General features: G+C 72.8%; 13 protein-coding genes and 1 pseudogene. 7 read left to right on the forward strand and 7 right to left on the reverse strand.

Annotated elements, in window-relative coordinates; genetic code table 11:
- Positions 1-78: 78 nt before the first annotated feature.
- Positions 79-1,296, forward strand: a complete 1,218-nt coding sequence (locus IE326_RS12650) for a trans-sulfuration enzyme family protein (RefSeq protein ID WP_190041550.1) — start codon at positions 79-81, stop codon at positions 1,294-1,296.
- Positions 1,297-1,320: 24 nt separating this feature from the next.
- On the opposite strand, the gene IE326_RS12655 is transcribed toward IE326_RS12650, so the two are convergent.
- From IE326_RS12655 to IE326_RS12665, 3 genes are read right to left on the reverse strand one after another with little or no spacing between them, the layout of a single operon-like run.
- Complete coding sequence (locus IE326_RS12655; protein WP_190041551.1) at positions 1,321-1,806, reverse strand: LURP-one-related/scramblase family protein; 486 nt, start codon at positions 1,804-1,806, stop codon at positions 1,321-1,323.
- A 58-nt stretch (positions 1,807-1,864) separates the two neighbouring features.
- On the reverse strand, positions 1,865-2,614 hold the full coding sequence (locus IE326_RS12660; protein WP_150229449.1) for a bestrophin-like domain: 750 nt from the start codon (positions 2,612-2,614) through the stop codon (positions 1,865-1,867).
- 4 nt (positions 2,615-2,618) lie between these two features.
- Positions 2,619-4,115, reverse strand: a complete 1,497-nt coding sequence (locus tag IE326_RS12665; protein WP_190041552.1) for a hypothetical protein — start codon at positions 4,113-4,115, stop codon at positions 2,619-2,621.
- Between IE326_RS12665 and IE326_RS41845 the strand changes: the two are divergent.
- The 3 genes and pseudogenes from IE326_RS41845 to IE326_RS12675 form a co-directional block, all read left to right on the forward strand.
- Positions 4,094-4,345, forward strand: a pseudogene (locus tag IE326_RS41845) (hypothetical protein); the annotation flags it as partial. The gene IE326_RS12665 and the pseudogene IE326_RS41845 overlap by 22 nt on opposite strands.
- Positions 4,346-4,381: 36 nt before the next feature.
- Positions 4,382-5,947 carry a recombinase family protein gene (locus IE326_RS12670; protein WP_190041553.1) on the forward strand — a complete coding sequence of 522 codons (1,566 nt, stop codon included), beginning with the start codon at positions 4,382-4,384 and terminating at the stop codon, positions 5,945-5,947.
- Positions 5,948-6,080: 133 nt separating this feature from the next.
- Positions 6,081-7,892 (forward strand): thioredoxin-like domain-containing protein, encoded by a 1,812-nt coding sequence (locus IE326_RS12675; protein ID WP_190041554.1) that lies wholly within the window; start codon positions 6,081-6,083, stop codon positions 7,890-7,892.
- A gap of 65 nt (positions 7,893-7,957) precedes the next feature.
- Here the strand turns inward: IE326_RS12675 and IE326_RS12680 are convergent, their stop codons facing one another.
- Positions 7,958-9,265, reverse strand: coding sequence for a M18 family aminopeptidase (locus IE326_RS12680; protein ID WP_190041555.1), 1,308 nt, complete (start codon positions 9,263-9,265; stop codon positions 7,958-7,960).
- A gap of 391 nt (positions 9,266-9,656) precedes the next feature.
- Entirely contained in the window at positions 9,657-11,486 is a 1,830-nt protein-coding gene (locus tag IE326_RS12685; protein ID WP_150229441.1) for an acyl-CoA dehydrogenase, read from the reverse strand.
- 155 nt (positions 11,487-11,641) lie between these two features.
- Between IE326_RS12685 and IE326_RS12690 the strand changes: the two genes are divergently transcribed.
- The 3 genes from IE326_RS12690 (at position 11,642) to IE326_RS12700 (ending at position 14,631) form a co-directional block, all read left to right on the forward strand.
- Complete coding sequence (locus tag IE326_RS12690) at positions 11,642-12,145, forward strand: SseB family protein (RefSeq protein ID WP_150229439.1); 504 nt, start codon at positions 11,642-11,644, stop codon at positions 12,143-12,145.
- Between the two features lie 295 nt (positions 12,146-12,440).
- Complete coding sequence (locus tag IE326_RS12695; RefSeq protein WP_150229437.1) at positions 12,441-13,403, forward strand: pirin family protein; 963 nt, start codon at positions 12,441-12,443, stop codon at positions 13,401-13,403.
- A 154-nt stretch (positions 13,404-13,557) separates the two neighbouring features.
- Positions 13,558-14,631 (forward strand): AI-2E family transporter, encoded by a 1,074-nt coding sequence (locus IE326_RS12700; protein WP_150229435.1) that lies wholly within the window; start codon positions 13,558-13,560, stop codon positions 14,629-14,631.
- 51 nt (positions 14,632-14,682) lie between these two features.
- On the opposite strand, the gene IE326_RS12705 is transcribed toward IE326_RS12700, so the two are convergent.
- Both IE326_RS12705 and IE326_RS12710 read right to left on the reverse strand, forming a co-directional pair.
- Entirely contained in the window at positions 14,683-15,501 is an 819-nt protein-coding gene (locus IE326_RS12705) for an MBL fold metallo-hydrolase (protein ID WP_150229433.1), read from the reverse strand.
- A 223-nt stretch (positions 15,502-15,724) separates the two neighbouring features.
- Positions 15,725-17,845 carry an ATP-binding SpoIIE family protein phosphatase gene (locus IE326_RS12710; protein ID WP_150229431.1) on the reverse strand — a complete coding sequence of 707 codons (2,121 nt, stop codon included), beginning with the start codon at positions 17,843-17,845 and terminating at the stop codon, positions 15,725-15,727.
- Positions 17,846-17,969 lie beyond the last annotated feature (124 nt).

Consider the following 17,969-nt stretch of genomic DNA (forward strand, 5'->3'; position numbering starts at 1 on the left):
CCGGCCGGGTCCCGAACCAATCCACTGCCCCGCGATTGGCCCTGGGAGGAGGGGGAACACCCTCCCGACACTGGGCCCATGAGCAGCGACCGCGATCACTCCGCCACCCCCGACGCCCTCCGTCCCGAGACGCTCGCCGTCCACCCGCCCCGCGTCGAGGTCACCGGCAGCGTGCCGCTCGGCGTCCCGCTCCACCAGGGCCACGTCTTCGCCTTCGAGTCCGCCGACGCCCTCGCCGAGTCCATGCACTCCGGCGACTCCTTCCTCTACAGCCGCATGGGCAACCCCACCGTCCGCACCCTGGAGGACGCCGTCGCCCGCCTGGAGGGGGCCGCCGGCGCGATCTCCTCCGCCTCCGGGATGGGCGCCATCAACACGGTCCTGCTCGGGCTGCTCTCCGGCGGCGGCCACGTCATCGCCCAGCGCTGCCTGTACGGCGGCACGTACGCGATGCTCACCGACCTCGCGGACCGCTGGGGCGTCGAGGTCACCCACGTCTCCGGCACGGACCCGGAGGAGGTCGCCGCCGCCCTGCGGCCCACCACCCGGCTCCTCTACCTGGAGACCATCGCCAACCCCACCACCCGCGTCTCCGACATCCCGGCCCTCGCCGCCGTCGCCCGCGCGGCCGGCGTCCCCGTCGCCGTCGACAACACCTTCGCCTCCCCGCTGCTCTGCCGCCCGCTCTCTCTCGGCGCCGACCTCTCCCTCCACTCGGCCACCAAGTACCTCGGCGGCCACGCGGACGTGCTCGGCGGCGTCGTCGCCGTCCGCGACCCGGAACTCCTCGCCCGACTGCGCCACTTCTCCGTCGAGATGGGCGCCTCCACCGACCCGTTCGCCGCCTGGCTCACCCTGCGCGGCATGCAGACCCTGTCGCTGCGGATGGAGCGCCACTGCGCCTCCGCGGCCGTGCTCGCGGCCCGCCTCGAAGAGCACCCGGCGGTCGCCGCCGTCCGCTACCCCGGCCTGGCGGGCCACCCGGACCGGGAGATCGCCGAGCGGCTGCTGCCGGACGGCGCGGGCGGGGTGGTCTCGCTCGACCTCGCGGGCGGCCGGGACGCCGGCCGGGCCTTCGTCGAAGCGGTCCGGCTGGCCTCCCTCTCGGTCTCCCTCGGCGACGTGAAGACCCTGGTCATGCACCCGGCGTCCACCTCGCACCGGCAGCTCGACGCCACCGCCCTGGACGCGGCCGGCATCGGCCCCGGCACGGTCCGCCTCTCGGTCGGCATCGAGCACGTCGAGGACCTGTGGGCGGACCTGGACCAGGCCCTGGGCAAGGCGGCGGCGCTCTAGCCCCCGTCCCGCAGCCCGGCCCCGCTAGTCCTCCCGCTCGGCCATCCGGATCACGCACACGGCCACCGCGATGAGCAGGGCCGCGTCGGCGTCCTCGCGGACCACGTCCACGGCGTACGTGTCCCGGACGCGCAGCCACCGACGGGAGATGTGGGCGAGGAGTTCGCCGTCGTACTCGACGGCGAACTCCCGGTCCAGCATCCGGCCGCTGACGTCCAGTTCGGTGCCGTCGACCAGCGTGACCCGGTAGTGGTTGCGCAGCAGCGAGAGCCGCTTGCGGCGCACGGTCGCGAGCGGGCGGTCGTCCCGCTCGATCGTCATCGCGTCCCGCAGGCTGAAGAACTTCTCCCGCAGGGTGACGAGCACCCGCCCGTCGGGCGCCTTCAACTCCAGGGTGTCGCGCAGTCGCAGGGCCTTGCCGTCGACGAGGAAGGCGTGCCGGCCGGCCTCGTCCTCGATCCAGTAGTCGTCGCCGATCGCGAAGATCTTGTCCCGTACGAGATATTTCATACCGAATGTCTCCCTCTCGCTGTTTCACGTGAAACAACGGCTCGTGCGGGGCGGCGGCTCACGCGAAGTAGCGGGTGAAGGCCTCCGGGCTCGTGCCCAGCACCGCCCCGAAGGGCGCGTCGAGTTGATGGATCAGCAGCACCGTGAAGGCGATGAACCCGGCGAGGCCCATCACCATCACCACGTGGGTGGTGCTGCGGCTGATCCCGAAGAGGAACATGAAGGCGAGCGTCAGGAAGCCGCCGATGATCAGGCCCGTCCACAGCACCGGCGACAGCTTCTCCTGCGCCGCAGCCTCCCTGCTGCGCCGGGCGTCGTCCACGTACCCGAGCTGGGCCAGCACCTCCTGCGCGGCGATCTGCTGCGAGACGGTGGCGGTGTCGCCGACCTCGCCGGCCTGCCGGAGCTGTTCGAGCAGCTTCCACCCGGAGGGGTCGAGCGGCTGCCGGGCGGCCATCATCGGCCACTCGACATCCACGACGTGGCCGGCGTACGTCCGGGCGGCGAGCCGCAGCGGCTCGCGCCGTTCCTCGGGGAGGGCGTCGGCGAGCAGGTACGTCTGGTGCAGGGCGCTCGCCTCGGCCTGGACGTGGTCGGAGGCGGACGTCCGGGTGTCCCAGACGGAGACCAGGCAGAGGCCGAGGACGATGGCGTAGAGGACCGAGACCATCATGGCGATGTACTCGGCGACGTCCTCGCGCGGCTCCTCGTCCTCGCCGACGGGGAAGAGCCGTGTCTTGAGCAGGACGGCGAGGGCGCCGAGGAGCGCGACGCCGACGACGACGAAGAGGGTCTCGAACAGGTCCATCGGGTCAGGTCCTCCGGTTCCCGAGCAGTGCGGCGGCGAGGGCCGCCGGCACGAGGACGAGCAGCAGCAGCACGACGACCTCCATCTCCTCGGCCTCCCGGCTCCGGCGCCGCAGCCGCCCGAGGAACCCCTCGCCGTCGGCGGCGGCGGCCCGGCGCGCGGCCTCGGCGGCCGTCTCCCCGACGGCCTCCCCGGTCGTCCCCCCGGTGTCCCGGGAGGGGGAGGTGCGGGCCGGCGGAGTGCGGGGCGGGACGGCGGCGTCCGGCGCCCGGCCCTCCCCGGGCGCGGCCTCCACGGCCCCTTCGCCGACCCCTTCGTCCCCCACGGCCCCGACGCCCGTCCCCGCGCCGGCCCCGGCGCCGGTCCCGGCCCCGTCTCCGGCCCCGTCCGCCCCCGCCCCCGCGCCCGGGGCCTCCGCCCCGGCCTCCGGCGCGGGATCGGGCCCGGGCGGCCCCACCGGCAGCACCCCCACGGCGGCGGGCGGCACGGCGGCCCCGGGTGCTCCGGGCCGCCCGGGAACGCCCCCGGGCGGCGTCCCGCCCCCGGGCGGCCGCACCCCTCCGGGCGGACGCGTCCCCTCAGGAGGCTCCGTCCCCCCGGAGGACTCCGCCCCACCCGGCGGCTCCGTCCCCCCGGCCCGGGGCGGCTCCGGCACCGTGAACGAGGCGCGGGCCCGCGCGGTGAGCAGCGGAGCGGGGAGCCGGCGCCCGCCGGGGGCGTACGTGCCGACCCGGTCCGTGCCGGTGGCGACGCCGGTGCTGCGGTGGACGCCGGGCGGGCGCCGCACGCTCGCGGTGCAGCGCGCCGAGGCGCCCGGCGCGAGCGCCGGCACGACCCCGCCGCGGGCCGTCCCCCCGCCCCCGCAGTCCACGCCCCGCCCCGTGAGGCCGAGAGCGGGGTCGGTGACCCGCACGCCGTGCAGGACGCGGTTGCCGCGGTTGCCCACGGTGTACGTGACGGCGGCGGCGCCCGGCCCCTTCCCGGGGGTCACCTTCTCCGCGAGCGTCAGGACGCCCGCGACGCCGGTGTACCCGGACCGGGCGGTGGCGGCGAGGGTCCGGCCGAGCGAGGGGACGTCGCCCTCGGCCCGCGCGGTGGCCCGGTGGTCGCCGGGGAGGGCGCGGAAGCGGGCCACGCACTCCATGACGCCGAGCCCGGCGAGCCACCGTCCGGAGCAGCGGACGGAGCCCGCGGGGACGCCGGGGTCGCGCACCCGGACCGCGTACAGGTCGGCCTCGCCCCGGTTCTCCAGCCGGTACCGCTTCACGACCTCCGCCCCGGCCCGGACGGCGGGGGGCCGCTTCCCGCTGTGCCCGAGGGTGTTGACGGTGACGGTCATCCGCAGCGCCTTGTCCCCGACCCCGCCGGCCCGCGCCGTGCCGCTCCCGGCGAGGACCAGGCAGGGCAGGGCGAGCACCCCGACGAGGAGCCCGGCCCCGATCCGTACCCGTCGCCTCCCCCGAAAGCGGGAGTAGTCCGATGATCTGCCCGCATGCGTCATGCCCCCATGCCACCGCCCGCCCCGCCCCCCGCCCGCCCCGGGACACGCCCGCACCCCCCACCCGGCCGCACCGATCCACCCGTACGCCCGTGACGGCCGCCGCCCGGAAGCGTGCCCGTGTCCGTGCCCCCGAGCTGATCGGCAAGGGTGGCTGGCTCAACGCGGGTGGCGACGACCTCCCCCTTGCCGACCCGCGCGGAAAGGTCTTAGTCCTCGATTTTTGGATTTACTGAACCAATGTGCGCACTTCTCGCTAACGTGGGGATGTGCACCAACACACCACTGCTGACCTGTACTTGCGCCTGTCCCTGGACCGGGAGGGGAAGACCGCGATCGACCGCCAGGAAGCTGACTGTCGCGCATGGGCGGAGTGCAACGGACTGACCGTTCGCAAGGTCCACATCGACCGTGGACGTTCCGGTTACAAGAACGTCAGCCGCAAGGGATTCGATGCGGCGATCACAGCAGCCACTGCTGGCGTCGTGGGCGTTCTGATCGTCTGGAAGCTCGACCGCCTGTCCCGCAAGGGCATCGGCGAGGTCGGCAAGGCGCTGGACGACATAGGCCGGGTCGGCGGACGGCTGGTCTCCGTCATGGACGGGCTCGACACGAAGAACGACAGCGCTCGTGTCACCATCGCGATGCTGGCTGAACTGGCGCGCAACGAGTCCCGCAACCTTGGGATGCGCGTCGGCAACGCCAAGCGGTACCTACGCCAGCGGGGCCAGTGGATCGGCGGACAGCCACCCTACGGGCTGCTTGTGGACCCCGAGGCGAAGAAGCTCGTCCACGACCCCGAGACCGCCGTCTACGCCCGTCTGATCGCCGACGAGGCGCTATCCGGGAAGGCCCTCGTCCACATCGCCCGGCTGCTGAACGAGCACGGGGTGGAGTCTGTTCGTGGCGGCGAGTGGAACTCGTCCAGCGTCCTGCAGCTCCTACGCTCACCGGCCTTCGCCGGCCTCATGCCGCAGACCGAGTACGAGGAGCAGCCGGACGGGACACGCAAGTACATGAACCGGGTCTCTCCCTACCGGGACCCGGAGACGCTGGAGACCGTGAGTATCGGTGAGGGGATCATCACGGTCGGGGAGCGCGAACTCATCCTCCGCCAGCTCGAAGCGCGCACGTTCCCTCTGGCGGGGAAGCGGCACGGTCACAAGCAAGGGAAGTCACTGCTCACCGGGATAGCGCGTTGCGGGCTCTGCGGGGCCCGGATGAGCAAGGCCGGCACGTCGTACCAGTGCTCCAGCCACCGGATGGGGCGAGGATGCTCCGGCGTATCGGCTCGGGTGGAGAGCATCGACGACTACGTGACCCGGGCGTTCCTCTCACGCCTGCCATCCCTGGGGCCCCATGACCCGCTGCTCGCCGTGATCGCCGATCGCTGGGTGCAGCGGGAGGACCCGGAGGTCTTCGCGAAGCGGGACGCGATCGAGGCGGAGATCGCGGACGAAGGGGCCCGTCTGGCGGACCTGGAGGAGGCCAGGTACGTCCGTGGCGAGTTCACCGGCGCAGACGCCATCGACCGGTACAACCGTCTCGCCGGACGACTTCGTATCCGGATCGAGGGGCTGCGCGCCGACCTACTGCGGATGCCGATCCCTTCCGTGGACATCTCTCCTCTCCTGGACGCGGGCCTGCTACGCGAAGCTTGGGAAGCCGATGATGCGGCCGGAAGGCGTGAACGCCTTGGCCTCGCAATCGATCGCGTGGAAGTCCGGCGAGGCAGGGTGGGCGTGAGGTTCGACGGCGACGAGCGCTGCCGGATCGTCTGGGCGACGAGAGACGGTGCTGGGGAGGAGACAGCGGGTGACGAAGTGACGGAATGACGGTCGAAGTCCATTACCCCCTTAAGAGATGTAAGGAAGCTAGTCCGTGGTGGAGCGGATCCCGTAACTGCGCAGGGTAACGGCGTCGTACGGCCGTGATCCGGTGTTCATGGGCGAATGGCAAGCTTGAAACATGAACGATGCTGCCCCGGCGCCCACCCCCGCGCCCGCACCCCGCAAGCGTGCCCGTGTCCGTGCCCCCGAGCTGATCGGCAAGGGCGGATGGATCAATACCGGCGGGAAGGACCTGAAGCTCGCCGACTTCCGAGGCCGCACATTGATCCTCGACTTTTGGACCTTCTGCTGCATTAACTGCCTGCACGTCCTCGACGAGCTGCGGGAGCTGGAGGAGAAGCACCGGGACACGCTCGTGATCGTCGGTGTGCACTCGCCGAAGTTCGTGCACGAGGCGGAGCACCAGGCGGTCGTGGACGCCGTGGAGCGGTACGAGGTGCACCATCCGGTGCTCGACGACCCGGAGCTCGCGACCTGGAAGCAGTACGCGGTGCGGGCCTGGCCGACGCTGGTGGTGATCGACCCGGAGGGGTACGTCGTCGCCCAGTACGCGGGGGAGGGGCACGCGGGCGCGCTCCGGACGCTGGTGGAGGAGCTGGAGGCGGAGCACGCGGCGAAGGGGACGCTGCGGCGCGGGGACGGGCCGTACGTGCCGCCGGAGCCGGTCGCGACGGACCTCCGTTTCCCGGGGAAGGCCGTCGTCCTCCCGGGCGGCACCCTCCTGGTCTCCGACACCACCCGGCACCAGCTGGTCGAGCTGGCCGCCGACGGGGAGACCGTCCTGCGCCGGATCGGCGGCGAGGGCGTCTTCCGCGAGCCGCAGGGCCTGGCGCTGCTGCCGGACGGGACGGTCGTCGTCGCGGACACCGTGCACCACGCGCTCCAGCGGTTCGACCCGGAGACGGGCGCGGTGGGGCGGATCGCGGGCACCGGCAGGCAGTGGTGGCAGGGCTCGCCGACCTCCGGCCCGGCGCTCGACGTGGACCTGTCCTCGCCGTGGGACGTCGCCTTCTGGCGCGGCAAGGTGTGGATCGCGATGGCCGGCGTGCACCAGCTCTGGACGTACGACCCCGAGGTCGGGACCGTCGAGGTCGCGGCAGGCACGACGAACGAGGGGCTCGTGGACGGGCCGGGCGCCGAGGCGTGGTTCGCGCAGCCCTCCGGGCTCGCCGCCACCGAGGACCGCCTCTGGATCGCCGACTCGGAGACCAGCGCCCTGCGGTACGTCGACGCCGACGGGCACGTCCGCACGGCGGTCGGCACCGGACTGTTCGACTTCGGGCACCGGGACGGCGCCGCCGACCAGGCCCTCTTCCAGCACCCGCTGGGCGTGACGGCGCTCCCGGACGGTTCGGTCGCGGTCTCCGACACGTACAACCACGCCCTGCGCCGCTACGATCCGGCGACCGGCGAGGTCACCACCCTCGCCACCGACCTGCGCGAGCCGAGCGACGCGGTCCTGGTCGGCGAGGACATCGTGGTCGTCGAGTCGGCCCGCCACCGCCTGACCCGGCTGCGGCTCCCGGAGGAGGCCGTGCGGGTGGAGGCGGTCGCGCACCGCACGAAGCGGGAGGCCACCGAGGTCGCGCCCGGCGCCTTCCGCCTCGACGTCGTCTTCCGGGCGCCGGCCGGCCAGAAGCTGGACGAGCGCTACGGCCCCTCGACCCGCCTGCTGGTCTCCTCTACGCCGCCGGAGCTGCTGCTCTCCGGCGGGGGCACGGGCACGGACCTCTTCCGCGACCTGGTGCTGAACCCGGACCTCGCCGAGGGCGTCCTGCACGTCTCGGCGATGGCCGCGTCCTGCGACGACGACCCGGCCAACGAGTACCCGGCCTGCCACGTCCACCAGCAGGACTGGGGCGTCCCGGTGAAGCTCACGGCGGACGGCGCGGGCCGTCTCCCGCTGATCCTCGCGGGGCTGGACGACTGACCGGTCCGCATGTGCCGGAGGGCCCCCGCACGCCTCGGCGCGCGGGGGCCCTCCGGCGTACCGGCTCAGCCCTCCAGGAAGGCGACCAGGGCGTTGGCGAGGAGGTAGGGGTCCTCGGCGCCGCAGAGTTCGCGGGCGCTGTGCATGGAGAGGATCGCCACGCCGATGTCGACGGTGGTGATGCCGTGGCGGGCGGCCGTGATGGGGCCGATGGTGGTGCCGCAGGGCATGTCGTTGTTGGAGACGAACGACTGCCAGGGCACGCCCGCCTTCTCGCAGGCGGCGGCGAAGACGGCGCGGCCGGTGCCGTCGGTGGCGTACCGCTGGTTGACGTTGACCTTGAGGATCGGGCCGCCGTTGACGCGCGGGTGGTGCGTCGGGTCGTGCCGCTCCGCGTAGTTGGGGTGGACGGCGTGTCCGGTGTCGGAGGAGAGGCAGACGGTGCCGGCGAAGGCGCGGGCGCGGTCCTCGTAGGCGCCGCCGCGGGCGTAGACGGAGCGCTCCAGGACGGTGCCGAGGAGGGGGCCCTGGGCGCCGGTGTCGGCCTCGGAGCCGTTCTCCTCGTGGTCGAAGGCGGCGAGGACGGGGATGTACGGGAGCCCGTCGCGTCCGGAGACCTCGACGAGCGCGGCGACGGCGGCGTGCACGGACAGCAGGTTGTCCATGCGGGGGCCGGCGACGAGTTCGCGGTCGCGGCCGAGGTAGGCGGGGGCGTCGACGGCGTGGACCATGAGGTCCCAGCCGGCCACGTCCTCGGCGTCGACGCCGGCCTCGCCCGCGACGAACTCGATCAGGTCGCCCTCGTGCACCTCGCCGGTGCCCCAGACGGGCTGCATGTGGCGCTGGCGGTCGAGCTTGAGCCCGTCGTTGGCGGAGCGGTCGAGGTGGATGGCGAGCTGCGGGACGCGCAGCAGCGGCCGGTCGACGTTCACCAGGCGGTGGCTGCCGTCGCGGAGGGTGAGGCGTCCGGCGAGGCCGAGGTCGCGGTCGAGCCAGGTGTTGAGGAGGGTGCCGCCGTAGATCTCCACGGCGATCTGCCTCCAGCCCTGCGTGCCCATGTCGGGACGGGGCTTCACGCGGAGGTTGGGGGAGTCGGTGTGGGCGCCGACGATCCGGTACGGGGTGTGCGGCTCGGCGCCCTCGGGGACGTACCAGGCGATGATCGCGCCGCCGCGCGTGACGAACTTCCCGCCGCTGGTCCCGTCCCACGCCGCGGTCTCCTCGACCCGGCGGAAGCCGGCCTTCTCCAGCCGGTCGGCCGCGTTGGCCACCGCGTGGTACGGCGAGGGGGAGGCCGAGAGGAAGGACATCAGGTCATCGGTGTGGCCGGGGCCGAAGGGTACGGAAGCCGGTCGGGAAGCTGCGCTGCTCATGCGCCCCACCTTACGCAGCCCCCGCAAACCCTTTCCGCCGCCCGCACCCGATCCCCGCGGGCCCTCCCCCGCGCCCCCGACAGCACCGCGACCTCGCCTCGCGGAGCCCGTACCCCGGCCTCGTGGAGCCCGCCGCCCCCCGGCAAGTTCCCGCCACCTCGCCCCGCGGAGCCCGTACCCCCGCCCCGCAGGACCGGCGAGTGAGCCGAAGGGCGCGCCGGGGGAACGACCCCGAGCGCGCGGAGCCCCGTGAGGAACGAGCGGGGCGAGCACGATCGGGGTCGTGAGCCCGGCACAAAGCGCCCGGAGGCGAACCGAGCCCCCAAAAAAGGGGGAACGGCCCGCCCCCCTCCCCGGGGACGGGCCGTTCCGGCAAGGACCAGGTGCGTTCTTAGAACGCGGCCTCGTCCAGGTCCATGAGGCCGCCGTCCACGCTGTCGGCGAGGAGGCGCTCGGTGGAGACGCCGGGCAGGACGTTGGCGGCGAAGAACTTCGCGGCGGCGATCTTGCCCTGGTAGAAGGCGACGTCCTTGCCGGTGGCGCCGGCGGCGAGCTTCTCGGCGGCGACGGCCGCGCCGCGCAGCAGGAGGTAGCCGACGACGACGTCGCCGGAGGCCATGAGCAGGCGGGTGGTGTTGAGGCCGACCTTGTAGATGTTCTTGACGTCCTCGCCGGTGGCGGTGAGGTCGGTGATCATCGTGCCGACGATGCCCTCCAGGTCGACGGCCGCCTTGGCGAGCGCGTCGCGGGCGCCGGCGAGCTCGTCGCCGCCGGTGCCGACGGCGAGGAACTTCTTGATCTCCTCGGAGAGGGTGTTCAGGGCGGCGCCCTGGTCGCGGACGATCTTCCGGAAGAAGAAGTCCTGGCCCTGGATGGCGGTGGTGCCCTCGTAGAGGGTGTCGATCTTGGAGTCCCGGATGTACTGCTCGATCGGGTACTCCTGGAGGAAGCCGGAGCCGCCGAAGGTCTGGAGCGACTGGGCGAGCTGCTCGTAGCCCTTCTCGGAGCCGTAGCCCTTGACGATCGGGAGGAGCAGGTCGTTGAGGCCGTGGAGGGCCTTGGCGTCCTCGCCGGCGGCTTCCTTCTCCTGGATGGCGTCCTGGACGGAGGCCGTGTAGAGGACGAGGGAGCGCATGCCCTCGGCGTACGCCTTCTGCGTCATGAGCGAGCGGCGGACGTCGGGGTGGTGGGTGATGGTGACCTTGGGCGCGGCCTTGTCCATGAAGTTGGCCAGGTCGGTGCCCTGGACGCGCTCCTTGGCGTACTCCAGGGCGTTGAGGTAGCCGGTGGAGAGGGTGGAGATCGCCTTCGTGCCGACCATCATGCGGGCGAACTCGATGATGAGGAACATCTGGCGGATGCCGTCGTGCTTGTCGCCGATGAGCCAGCCCTTGGCGGGGTGCTTGTCGCCGAAGGTCATCTCGCACGTGTTGGACGCCTTGAGGCCCATCTTGTGCTCGACGTTGGTGGCGTAGACGCCGTTGCGGGCGCCGAGCTCGCCGGTCTCCCAGTCGAACTCGTACTTGGGGACGAGGAAGAGGGAGAGGCCCTTGGTGCCGGGGCCGGCGCCCTCGGGGCGGGCGAGGACGTAGTGGAGGATGTTCTCCTCCATGTCGTGCTCGCCGCTGGTGATGAAGCGCTTGACGCCCTCGATGTGCCAGGAGCCGTCCTCCTGCTGGACGGCCTTGGTGCGGCCGGCGCCGACGTCAGAGCCGGCGTCGGGCTCGGTGAGGACCATGGTGGAGCCCCAGCGGCGCTCGACGGCGATCTGGGCGGCCTTCTTCTGCTGCTCGTTGCCCTCGGTGTAGAGGATGCCGGCGAAGGCGGGGCCGGAGGAGTACATCCAGATGGCCGGGTTGGAGCCGAGGAGGAGCTCCGCGTAGGCCCAGATCAGGGAGCGCGGGGAGACGGTGCCGCCGATCTCCTCGGGGATGCCGAGGCGCCAGTACTCGGACTCCATGAAGGCGTTGTAGCTGGCCTTGAAGGAGGCGGGGACCGGGGCGGTGTTGGTCTCGGGGTCGAAGACCGGCGGGTTGCGGTCGGCGTCGGCGAAGGACTCGGCCAGCTCGTTCTCGGCGAGGCGGCGGATCTCGTCGAGGATGCTCTTGGCGGTGTCGACGTCCATCTCCTCGAACGGACCGGTGCCGTACACCTTGTCGCGGCCGAGCACCTCGAAGAGGTTGAACTCGATGTCGCGGAGATTCGACTTGTAGTGCCCCATGGCGACGGCTCCGTAAAGATCGGGGAGGGTTCCTCGTACCGAGGGCCACCCGCTTCCTACTCACGAGTAGCGCACTCTTCTCTCCGATGATGCTACCCACCGGTAATAAGAGCAACCCCTCTCGGGCGATCTGTGACGCAGTAGGCTCAGGGCCCATGTACGGCTACGAGCAGAATCCGGGTGCGCAGCAGCAGTACGCCCCGCCTCCGCAGGGGCAGTACGCGCCGCAGGCGGGCATGCAGGGGGGCGTCCCCGGCGGGTACGGGCAGCCGCAGCAGGCCCCGCTCTACCCCGAGCCCTCGCCGCCCTCCCTCGCCGACGCCGTACGGGCCTTCACCACCGGCACCCTGTCCGCCGAGGACTTCCAGCAGATCTTCGCGACCTCCAAGGTCTACTGCCCGCGCGGCGACAACCCCGGCTTCCTTGCGCTGCACAACACCCAGCAGCCGGTGATCCCGATGTTCACCTCGCTGAAGGAGCTGCGGCGGTACGCGGGCAAGGAGTCGAAGTACTTCGTGATCACCGGCGCCGAGGTGATCGACCTGCTGCCGACGGGGTACGGCTTCGTCCTCGACATGGAGGGCGACCACCGGATCGTCTTCGACGCGAAGGCCGTGGAGCAGATGGTCGACTTCGCGATGCGGCGGATGTACGGCTGATCCGCGCCGCGGCGTGCCGGCCGCCGGTGTGCGGCCGCCGGTGTGCGGGCGGCGGGTCGTCGGCGTGCGGGACGGCGGTCGGACGGCCGGTTCGTGCTGCGGTGCGCGGACGGCTGGGCCATCGTGGGACCCAGGGAGAACGCCCGGGAGGAATTCCTCCCGGGCGTTCCGCGTTCCAGGTGGCAAGAAGTTCAGCATTCAACTAAAGTGAGGGTACGAGGACGGGCCGAGCAGGCCGCCGAAGCCCTCGGGTCGTACCCAGGCCGTCCCCCAGGCCCACTCAGGAGGTCCCGCCATGCCCGCCGTGACTGTCGAGAACCCGCTCACCCTGCCGCGCGTCGTCGCCCCGGCCGACGCCGCCCCGCGCCCCGTGCTCGCCGTCACCACGGCGCCGCAGGGCTTCGAGGGCGAGGGCTTCCCGGTGCGCCGGGCGTTCGCGGGGATCAACTACCAGTACCTCGACCCGTTCATCATGATGGACCAGATGGGCGAGGTGGAGTACGCGCCGGGCGAGCCCAAGGGCACCCCCTGGCACCCGCACCGCGGCTTCGAGACCGTCACCTACATCATCGACGGCGTCTTCGACCACCAGGACTCGCAGGGCGGCGGCGGCACCATCACCAACGGTGACACCCAGTGGATGACCGCCGGCTCCGGCCTCCTCCACATCGAGGCCCCGCCGGAGTCCCTCGTCGTCAGCGGCGGCCTCTTCCACGGCCTCCAGCTGTGGGTCAACCTGCCCGCCGCCGACAAGATGATGGCCCCCCGCTACCAGGACATCCGCGGCGGCCAGGTCCAGCTGCTGACCTCCCCCGACGGCGGCGCGCTGCTCCGCGTCATCGCGGGCGAGCTCGACGGCCACGAGGGCCCCGGCATCACCCACACCCCGATCACCATGATCCACGCCACCCTGCGCCCCGGCGCCGAGATCACCCTGCCCTGGCGCGAGGACTTCAACGGCCTCGCGTACGTCATGGCCGGCCGCGGCACCGTCGGCGCGGAGCGCCGCCCGATCCACCTCGGCCAGACGGCCGTCTTCGGCAAGGGCGGCTCGCTGACCGTCCGCGCGGACGAGAAGCAGGACGGCAACACCCCCGACCTGGAGGTCGTGCTCCTCGGCGGGCAGCCGATCCGCGAGCCCATGGCCCACTACGGCCCGTTCGTCATGAACACCCAGGCCGAACTCCGCCAGGCCTTCGAGGACTTCCAGGCCGGCCGCCTCGGCACCGTCCCGGCCGTCCACGGCATGGGCGAGTAGGCCGCCCAGGGCGGGGCGAGCGAGCCGTCCGCGGCAGGGGCGAGCGAGCCGTTTGAGGCAGGGGCGAGCAAGAGGCGCTCCTGAGTGACGGGCCGTCATCCGGACGGCCCGTCATGTCCGCATTCGGCAGGTATTGGTGTGATCTTATGGTCGGGTGGAGACGAGTCGAACGCCCCTGCTTCCCGAGCCCGCCCGCAAACTCGGCGCCTGGTGCGCCGTGGTGCTGCTCGTCGCCGGGGTGGCCGCCGTCTTCGTCTGGCTCTGCGTGGTCTTCAAGGCCGCCGTGACGCCGGTGCTGCTCGCCATCCTCGGGACGGCGCTGCTCGGGCCGCTCTACCGGCGGCTGCTGCGGATGAAGGTGAGCAAGTCCCTCGCCGCCGCGATCACCGTCCTCGCCGTGCTCGTCGTCGTCGGCGGAGCCACGTACATCGTGGTCGCCGCGCTGATCGAGACCGGCGACCAGATCCTCGCCTCGCTGCGGCAGGCCGCCGTCGACATCGCCGAGCACTTCGGGGCCGCCGGGACCTCCCTGGAGGACCTGGCGGAGAACGCCAGGACGCTGCTGGAGAAGTTCGGCGGCACCGCCGCCTCCGGCGTCATCTCCGGGCTCAGCGTCGTCGGCCAGATGCTCGCCACCGCCGTCCTCGCGCTCCTCCTGATCTTCTTCTTCCTCCGCGACTCCGACCGGGCCGCCGGCTCCCTGCGCTCCCTGGTCCCCGCCGGCACCGGCGACACCGCGGAGGCCATGGCGCGCCGCGCCTTCGAGGCCGTCGAGGGCTTCATGCGGGGCACCACCCTCGTCGCCCTCGTCGACGCCGTCCTCATCGGCGTCGGCCTGCTCGTCCTCGACGTGCCCGGCGCCGTCGGCCTCGCCGCGCTCGTCTTCGTCACCGCCTACATCCCCTACCTGGGCGCCTTCCTCTCCGGCGCGGTCGCCGTCCTCGTCGCCCTCGCCGACCGCGGCTTCGTCATCGCCCTGTGGGTGCTCGGCGTGGTCCTCGCCGTCCAGGTCATCGAGGGCAACGTCCTCCAGCCGATGGTGCAGAGCCGCACCGTCCAGATGCACCCGGCGGCCGTCATGCTCGCCATCACCGCCGGGGCCTCCGTCGCCGGCGTCCTCGGCATGCTCCTCGCCGTCCCCCTGACGGCCGCCGCCACCGGCATCCTCGGCGAACTCCGCGCCCGGTACGCCGCTCCCCAGGGCCCCGTCCCCGAGGAGGCGTCCTAGCCCGGACCGGGTGGGACGGGCAGGGGCGGGGGGCGGGGAACGCGGGCCGGGTCAGGCCGCCGCGGGCGCCCCGCCCGGCTCGAAGGACCTCAGCAGGGCCTCCAGGGCCGCCTGGTCGGGGCCGACGAAGGGATCGGAGTCCGGCGCCATCGCCAGCGTCCCCAGCAGCCGGTCCGTCATCCGCACGGCCGGCGGCAGGTGGGTGCAGAGCACGATCTCCGGGTCCATCTCCCGCAGCGGCTCCAGGCCCGCCCGGTACTTCTCCGCGTCGACCAGGTGCACCCAGGGGCTGTCGACCGTCGCCCACAGCAGCTGCGCGGCCCGCAGGTCCTCCGGCTTCAGGTCGCTCGCGTGCCCGCTCTCGGCGATCTCCGCCGTCGGCATCGGCCCGCCGAAGCAGTCCGAGCTGAAGCAGATCCGGGTCCGGTCGTCGTAGAGGCCGACGGTCGCCGGGTTGTCGAAGAGCGGCGGCCGGAAGGCGTGCAGCGCGCGGTCGCCGACGTCCAGGGACTGCCCCGGGTTGAGGAAGTACACCCGGTCCATCGGCAACGCCCGCTCGGTCGTCATCTCCCCCGCACCCAGGAACGTCGTCACCACGCGCGCGTGCGGGGCGGCTTCCAGGAGGGCGAAGATCCCGCCCGTGTGGTCCTTGTCGGGGTGGGTCAGCCAGATCCAGCGCACGTCCTCCGGGTCGATCACCCCGCCGAGCACGGCGAGGAAGTCCCGGTCCTCGATCGAGAGCCCCGTGTCGACGACGACGGGTTCGGCGGCGGTGACGACGTAGGCGTTGACCGGCATGTGCCCGATCCCCGGCACTTCGAGGCTGTCGGCCAGGACGGTGGTGTCGCTGCCGACCTTGTGGGTGTCCATGGCGTGCTCCGTGGTCCCCCCGGCGGCCGTACGACACCAGTCTCCGCCGCCGGTACGGGCTCCGCACGCGCGGGGCCTTTCAGCACCGAGCGCCGGGCGGCCCGGGGCCACGCCACGGGCTCCGCACGGACGGACCTTTTCCGTAGGAACTCCACGCGCGCGTGCGGAGGTTCTTCCCGTACGGGCCCTGCACGCGCGCGTGGCTTCTCCCGTACGGCCCCCGCTACCCGCCGTTGCCCTCCGCCCCCGCCGGCTCCGTGAGCTCGAACCAGATCGTCTTGCCCTCGCCGCGCGGCTCCACGCCCCACGCGTCCGCCAGCATCTCCATGAGGACCAGGCCCCGGCCGCTGGAGGCCATCTCGCCGGGGTGGCGCTTGTGGGGGAGTTCGTCGCTGGCGTCGGAGACCTCGACGCGCAGCCGGCGGCCCTTCCCGCCGCAGGCGACCTCGGCGGTCAGGAGGGCGTCGCCGTCCGTGTGGACCAGCACGTTCGTGACCATCTCGGAGACCATCAGGACGGCCGCGTCGAGCTGGTCCCCGTCCGTCCAGTCGTGCAGCAGCTGCCGGACCTGCTCGCGGGCCTCCGCGATCCGCTCCGGCTCCGCCTGGGCGATCGTCATCAGGGTGCGGCGCGGGGTCTCGCGCCCCGGGGTCGCGGGCCGGCGGGAGAGCAGCAGGACGGCGATGTCGTCCTCGCGGCGCTCGGCCAGCGGCCCGGTGGTGTGGTGCGAGCCGGGCCCGTGGACGGCCTCCACGAGGGTGTCGGCCAGCTCCTCCAGGTCGTCGCCCCGGTGCGCCTCCAGGAGCCGCTTGACCCGTTCCCAGCCGCTGTCGAGGTCGTGCCCGCCGGTCTCCAGGAGGCCGTCGGTGCAGATCATGAGGGTCTCGCCGGGGTCCAGGGTGAGCCGGGTCGTGGGGTAGTCGGCGTCGGCGTCGATGCCGAGCGGGAGCCCGCCGGCCGTGGGCCGCAGCAGGACCGTTCCGTCGACCATCCGCACTGCCGGGTCCGGGTGGCCCGCGCGGGCGATGTCGACCGTGCCCGTCTCCAGGTCGACCTCCAGGTACAGGCAGGTCGCGAAGCGCGGGCCGGTGCCGGGGCCCTCGTCGTCACCGGCGTACCCGTCGTTCATCCCGTAGAGGAACCGCGAGGCCCGGGAGAGCACCGCGTCCGGCCGGTGCCCCTCGGAGGCGTACGCCCGCAGCGCGATCCGCAGCTGGCCCATCAGCGCCGCCGCCCGCACGTCGTGCCCCTGGACGTCGCCGATGACCAGGGCGATGCGGCCGGGGGAGCCCGCCGTGCCGCCGGGCAGCCGGATCATGTCGTACCAGTCGCCGCCGACCTGGAGCCCGCCGCCGGTCGGCACGTACCGCGCGGCCACCAGGATGCCCGGGATCCCCGGCCCGAGGACCGGCATCATCGTCCGCTGGAGGCCCAGCGACAGCTCCCGCTCCGACTCCGCGACCCCGGCCCTGGCCAGCGCCTGGGCCAGCATCCGGGCCACCGTCGTCAGCACCGACCGCTCGTCGGGGGTGAACGCCACCTGGTGCTTGAAGGCGGCCATCCAGGCGCCCATGGTCCGCCCCGCCACCACCAGCGGCACGAACGCCCACGACTGCCGGTCGAAGCGCTCCGCCAGCGGCCACGTCGTCGGGAAGCGGCGGTGGTACTCCTCCGGGGACGGCAGGTAGATCGCCCGCCCGGTCCGCACCACCTCCGCCGCCGGGTAGTCCGTCGCCAGCGACATCGACGTGAAGGGGCCCTCGTCGCCGTCCCGCTGCCCGTGGTGCCCGATCACGGTGAGCCGGTCGCCCGCCATCCCGAAGACCGCGAGCCCGTCGGGGGAGAAGCCCGGCATCGACAGGGAGGCCGCGACCCGCAGCACCTCGGCCGTGGACCGCGCCTCCGCGAGTGCCCGGCCCGCGTCCAGCAGGAACGCCTCGCGCGAGCGCCGCCAGTCGCCGGTGATCGGGGTGTGCGGCCCGGCCGTCCCCGGCTGCGGGTCGGCCACCTCCTGGAGCGTGCCGACCAGCTGGTAGTCGCTCCCCTCGATCAGCGGCTTGGACCGGCTCCGTACCGTGCGGACCACCCGGCCCCGCTCGTCCATGATCCGCAGCCGGGCCTCGGCGAGCGTGCCCTCGGCGACCGCCAGGTTGACCACGCCGTCGATCTCGTTCCAGTCCACCGGATGGAAGCGGGACCGCACCGCCGCCTCGGTGAGCCGCACCGGCTCCGCGGGCAGCCCGAGCAGCCGGGCGGCCTCGGCGTCGAGCGAGACGATCCCGGAAGCGTTGTCCCAGCGCCACAGGCCCGTGGCGATCGCGGCCAGGACGTCCTCGGTGCGCATTGCCCCACTTTATGAATATCGGACAGCGTGTCGCCACCGAGAGTATTCGAATCGCGATCTTGGGTGTCCCGGTAGGCTTGGGGCGGCCCTGACGCCGTCACGGCCACGGCTTTCCCCCTGAATC

It is taken from the genome of Streptomyces filamentosus (genome assembly GCF_014654895.1).
In the GTDB taxonomy this organism is placed as follows: Bacteria; Actinomycetota; Actinomycetes; order Streptomycetales; family Streptomycetaceae; genus Streptomyces; species Streptomyces filamentosus.

What these genes read in the sequence shown, in the direction of transcription:
- IE326_RS12705 (WP_150229433.1), bottom strand. Translation starts at nt 15,501, where the DNA reads ATGGACACCCACAAGGTCGGCAGCGACACCACCGTCCTGGCCGACAGC.
- IE326_RS12650 (WP_190041550.1), top strand. Translation starts at nt 79, where the DNA reads ATGAGCAGCGACCGCGATCACTCCGCCACCCCCGACGCCCTCCGTCCC.
- IE326_RS12655 (WP_190041551.1), bottom strand. Translation starts at nt 1,806, where the DNA reads ATGAAATATCTCGTACGGGACAAGATCTTCGCGATCGGCGACGACTAC.
- IE326_RS12695 (WP_150229437.1), top strand. Translation starts at nt 12,441, where the DNA reads ATGCCCGCCGTGACTGTCGAGAACCCGCTCACCCTGCCGCGCGTCGTC.
- IE326_RS12710 (WP_150229431.1), bottom strand. Translation starts at nt 17,845, where the DNA reads ATGCGCACCGAGGACGTCCTGGCCGCGATCGCCACGGGCCTGTGGCGC.
- IE326_RS12660 (WP_150229449.1), bottom strand. Translation starts at nt 2,614, where the DNA reads ATGGACCTGTTCGAGACCCTCTTCGTCGTCGTCGGCGTCGCGCTCCTC.
- IE326_RS12665 (WP_190041552.1), bottom strand. Translation starts at nt 4,115, where the DNA reads ATGACGCATGCGGGCAGATCATCGGACTACTCCCGCTTTCGGGGGAGG.
- IE326_RS12690 (WP_150229439.1), top strand. Translation starts at nt 11,642, where the DNA reads ATGTACGGCTACGAGCAGAATCCGGGTGCGCAGCAGCAGTACGCCCCG.
- IE326_RS12685 (WP_150229441.1), bottom strand. Translation starts at nt 11,486, where the DNA reads ATGGGGCACTACAAGTCGAATCTCCGCGACATCGAGTTCAACCTCTTC.
- IE326_RS12675 (WP_190041554.1), top strand. Translation starts at nt 6,081, where the DNA reads ATGAACGATGCTGCCCCGGCGCCCACCCCCGCGCCCGCACCCCGCAAG.
- IE326_RS12680 (WP_190041555.1), bottom strand. Translation starts at nt 9,265, where the DNA reads ATGAGCAGCGCAGCTTCCCGACCGGCTTCCGTACCCTTCGGCCCCGGC.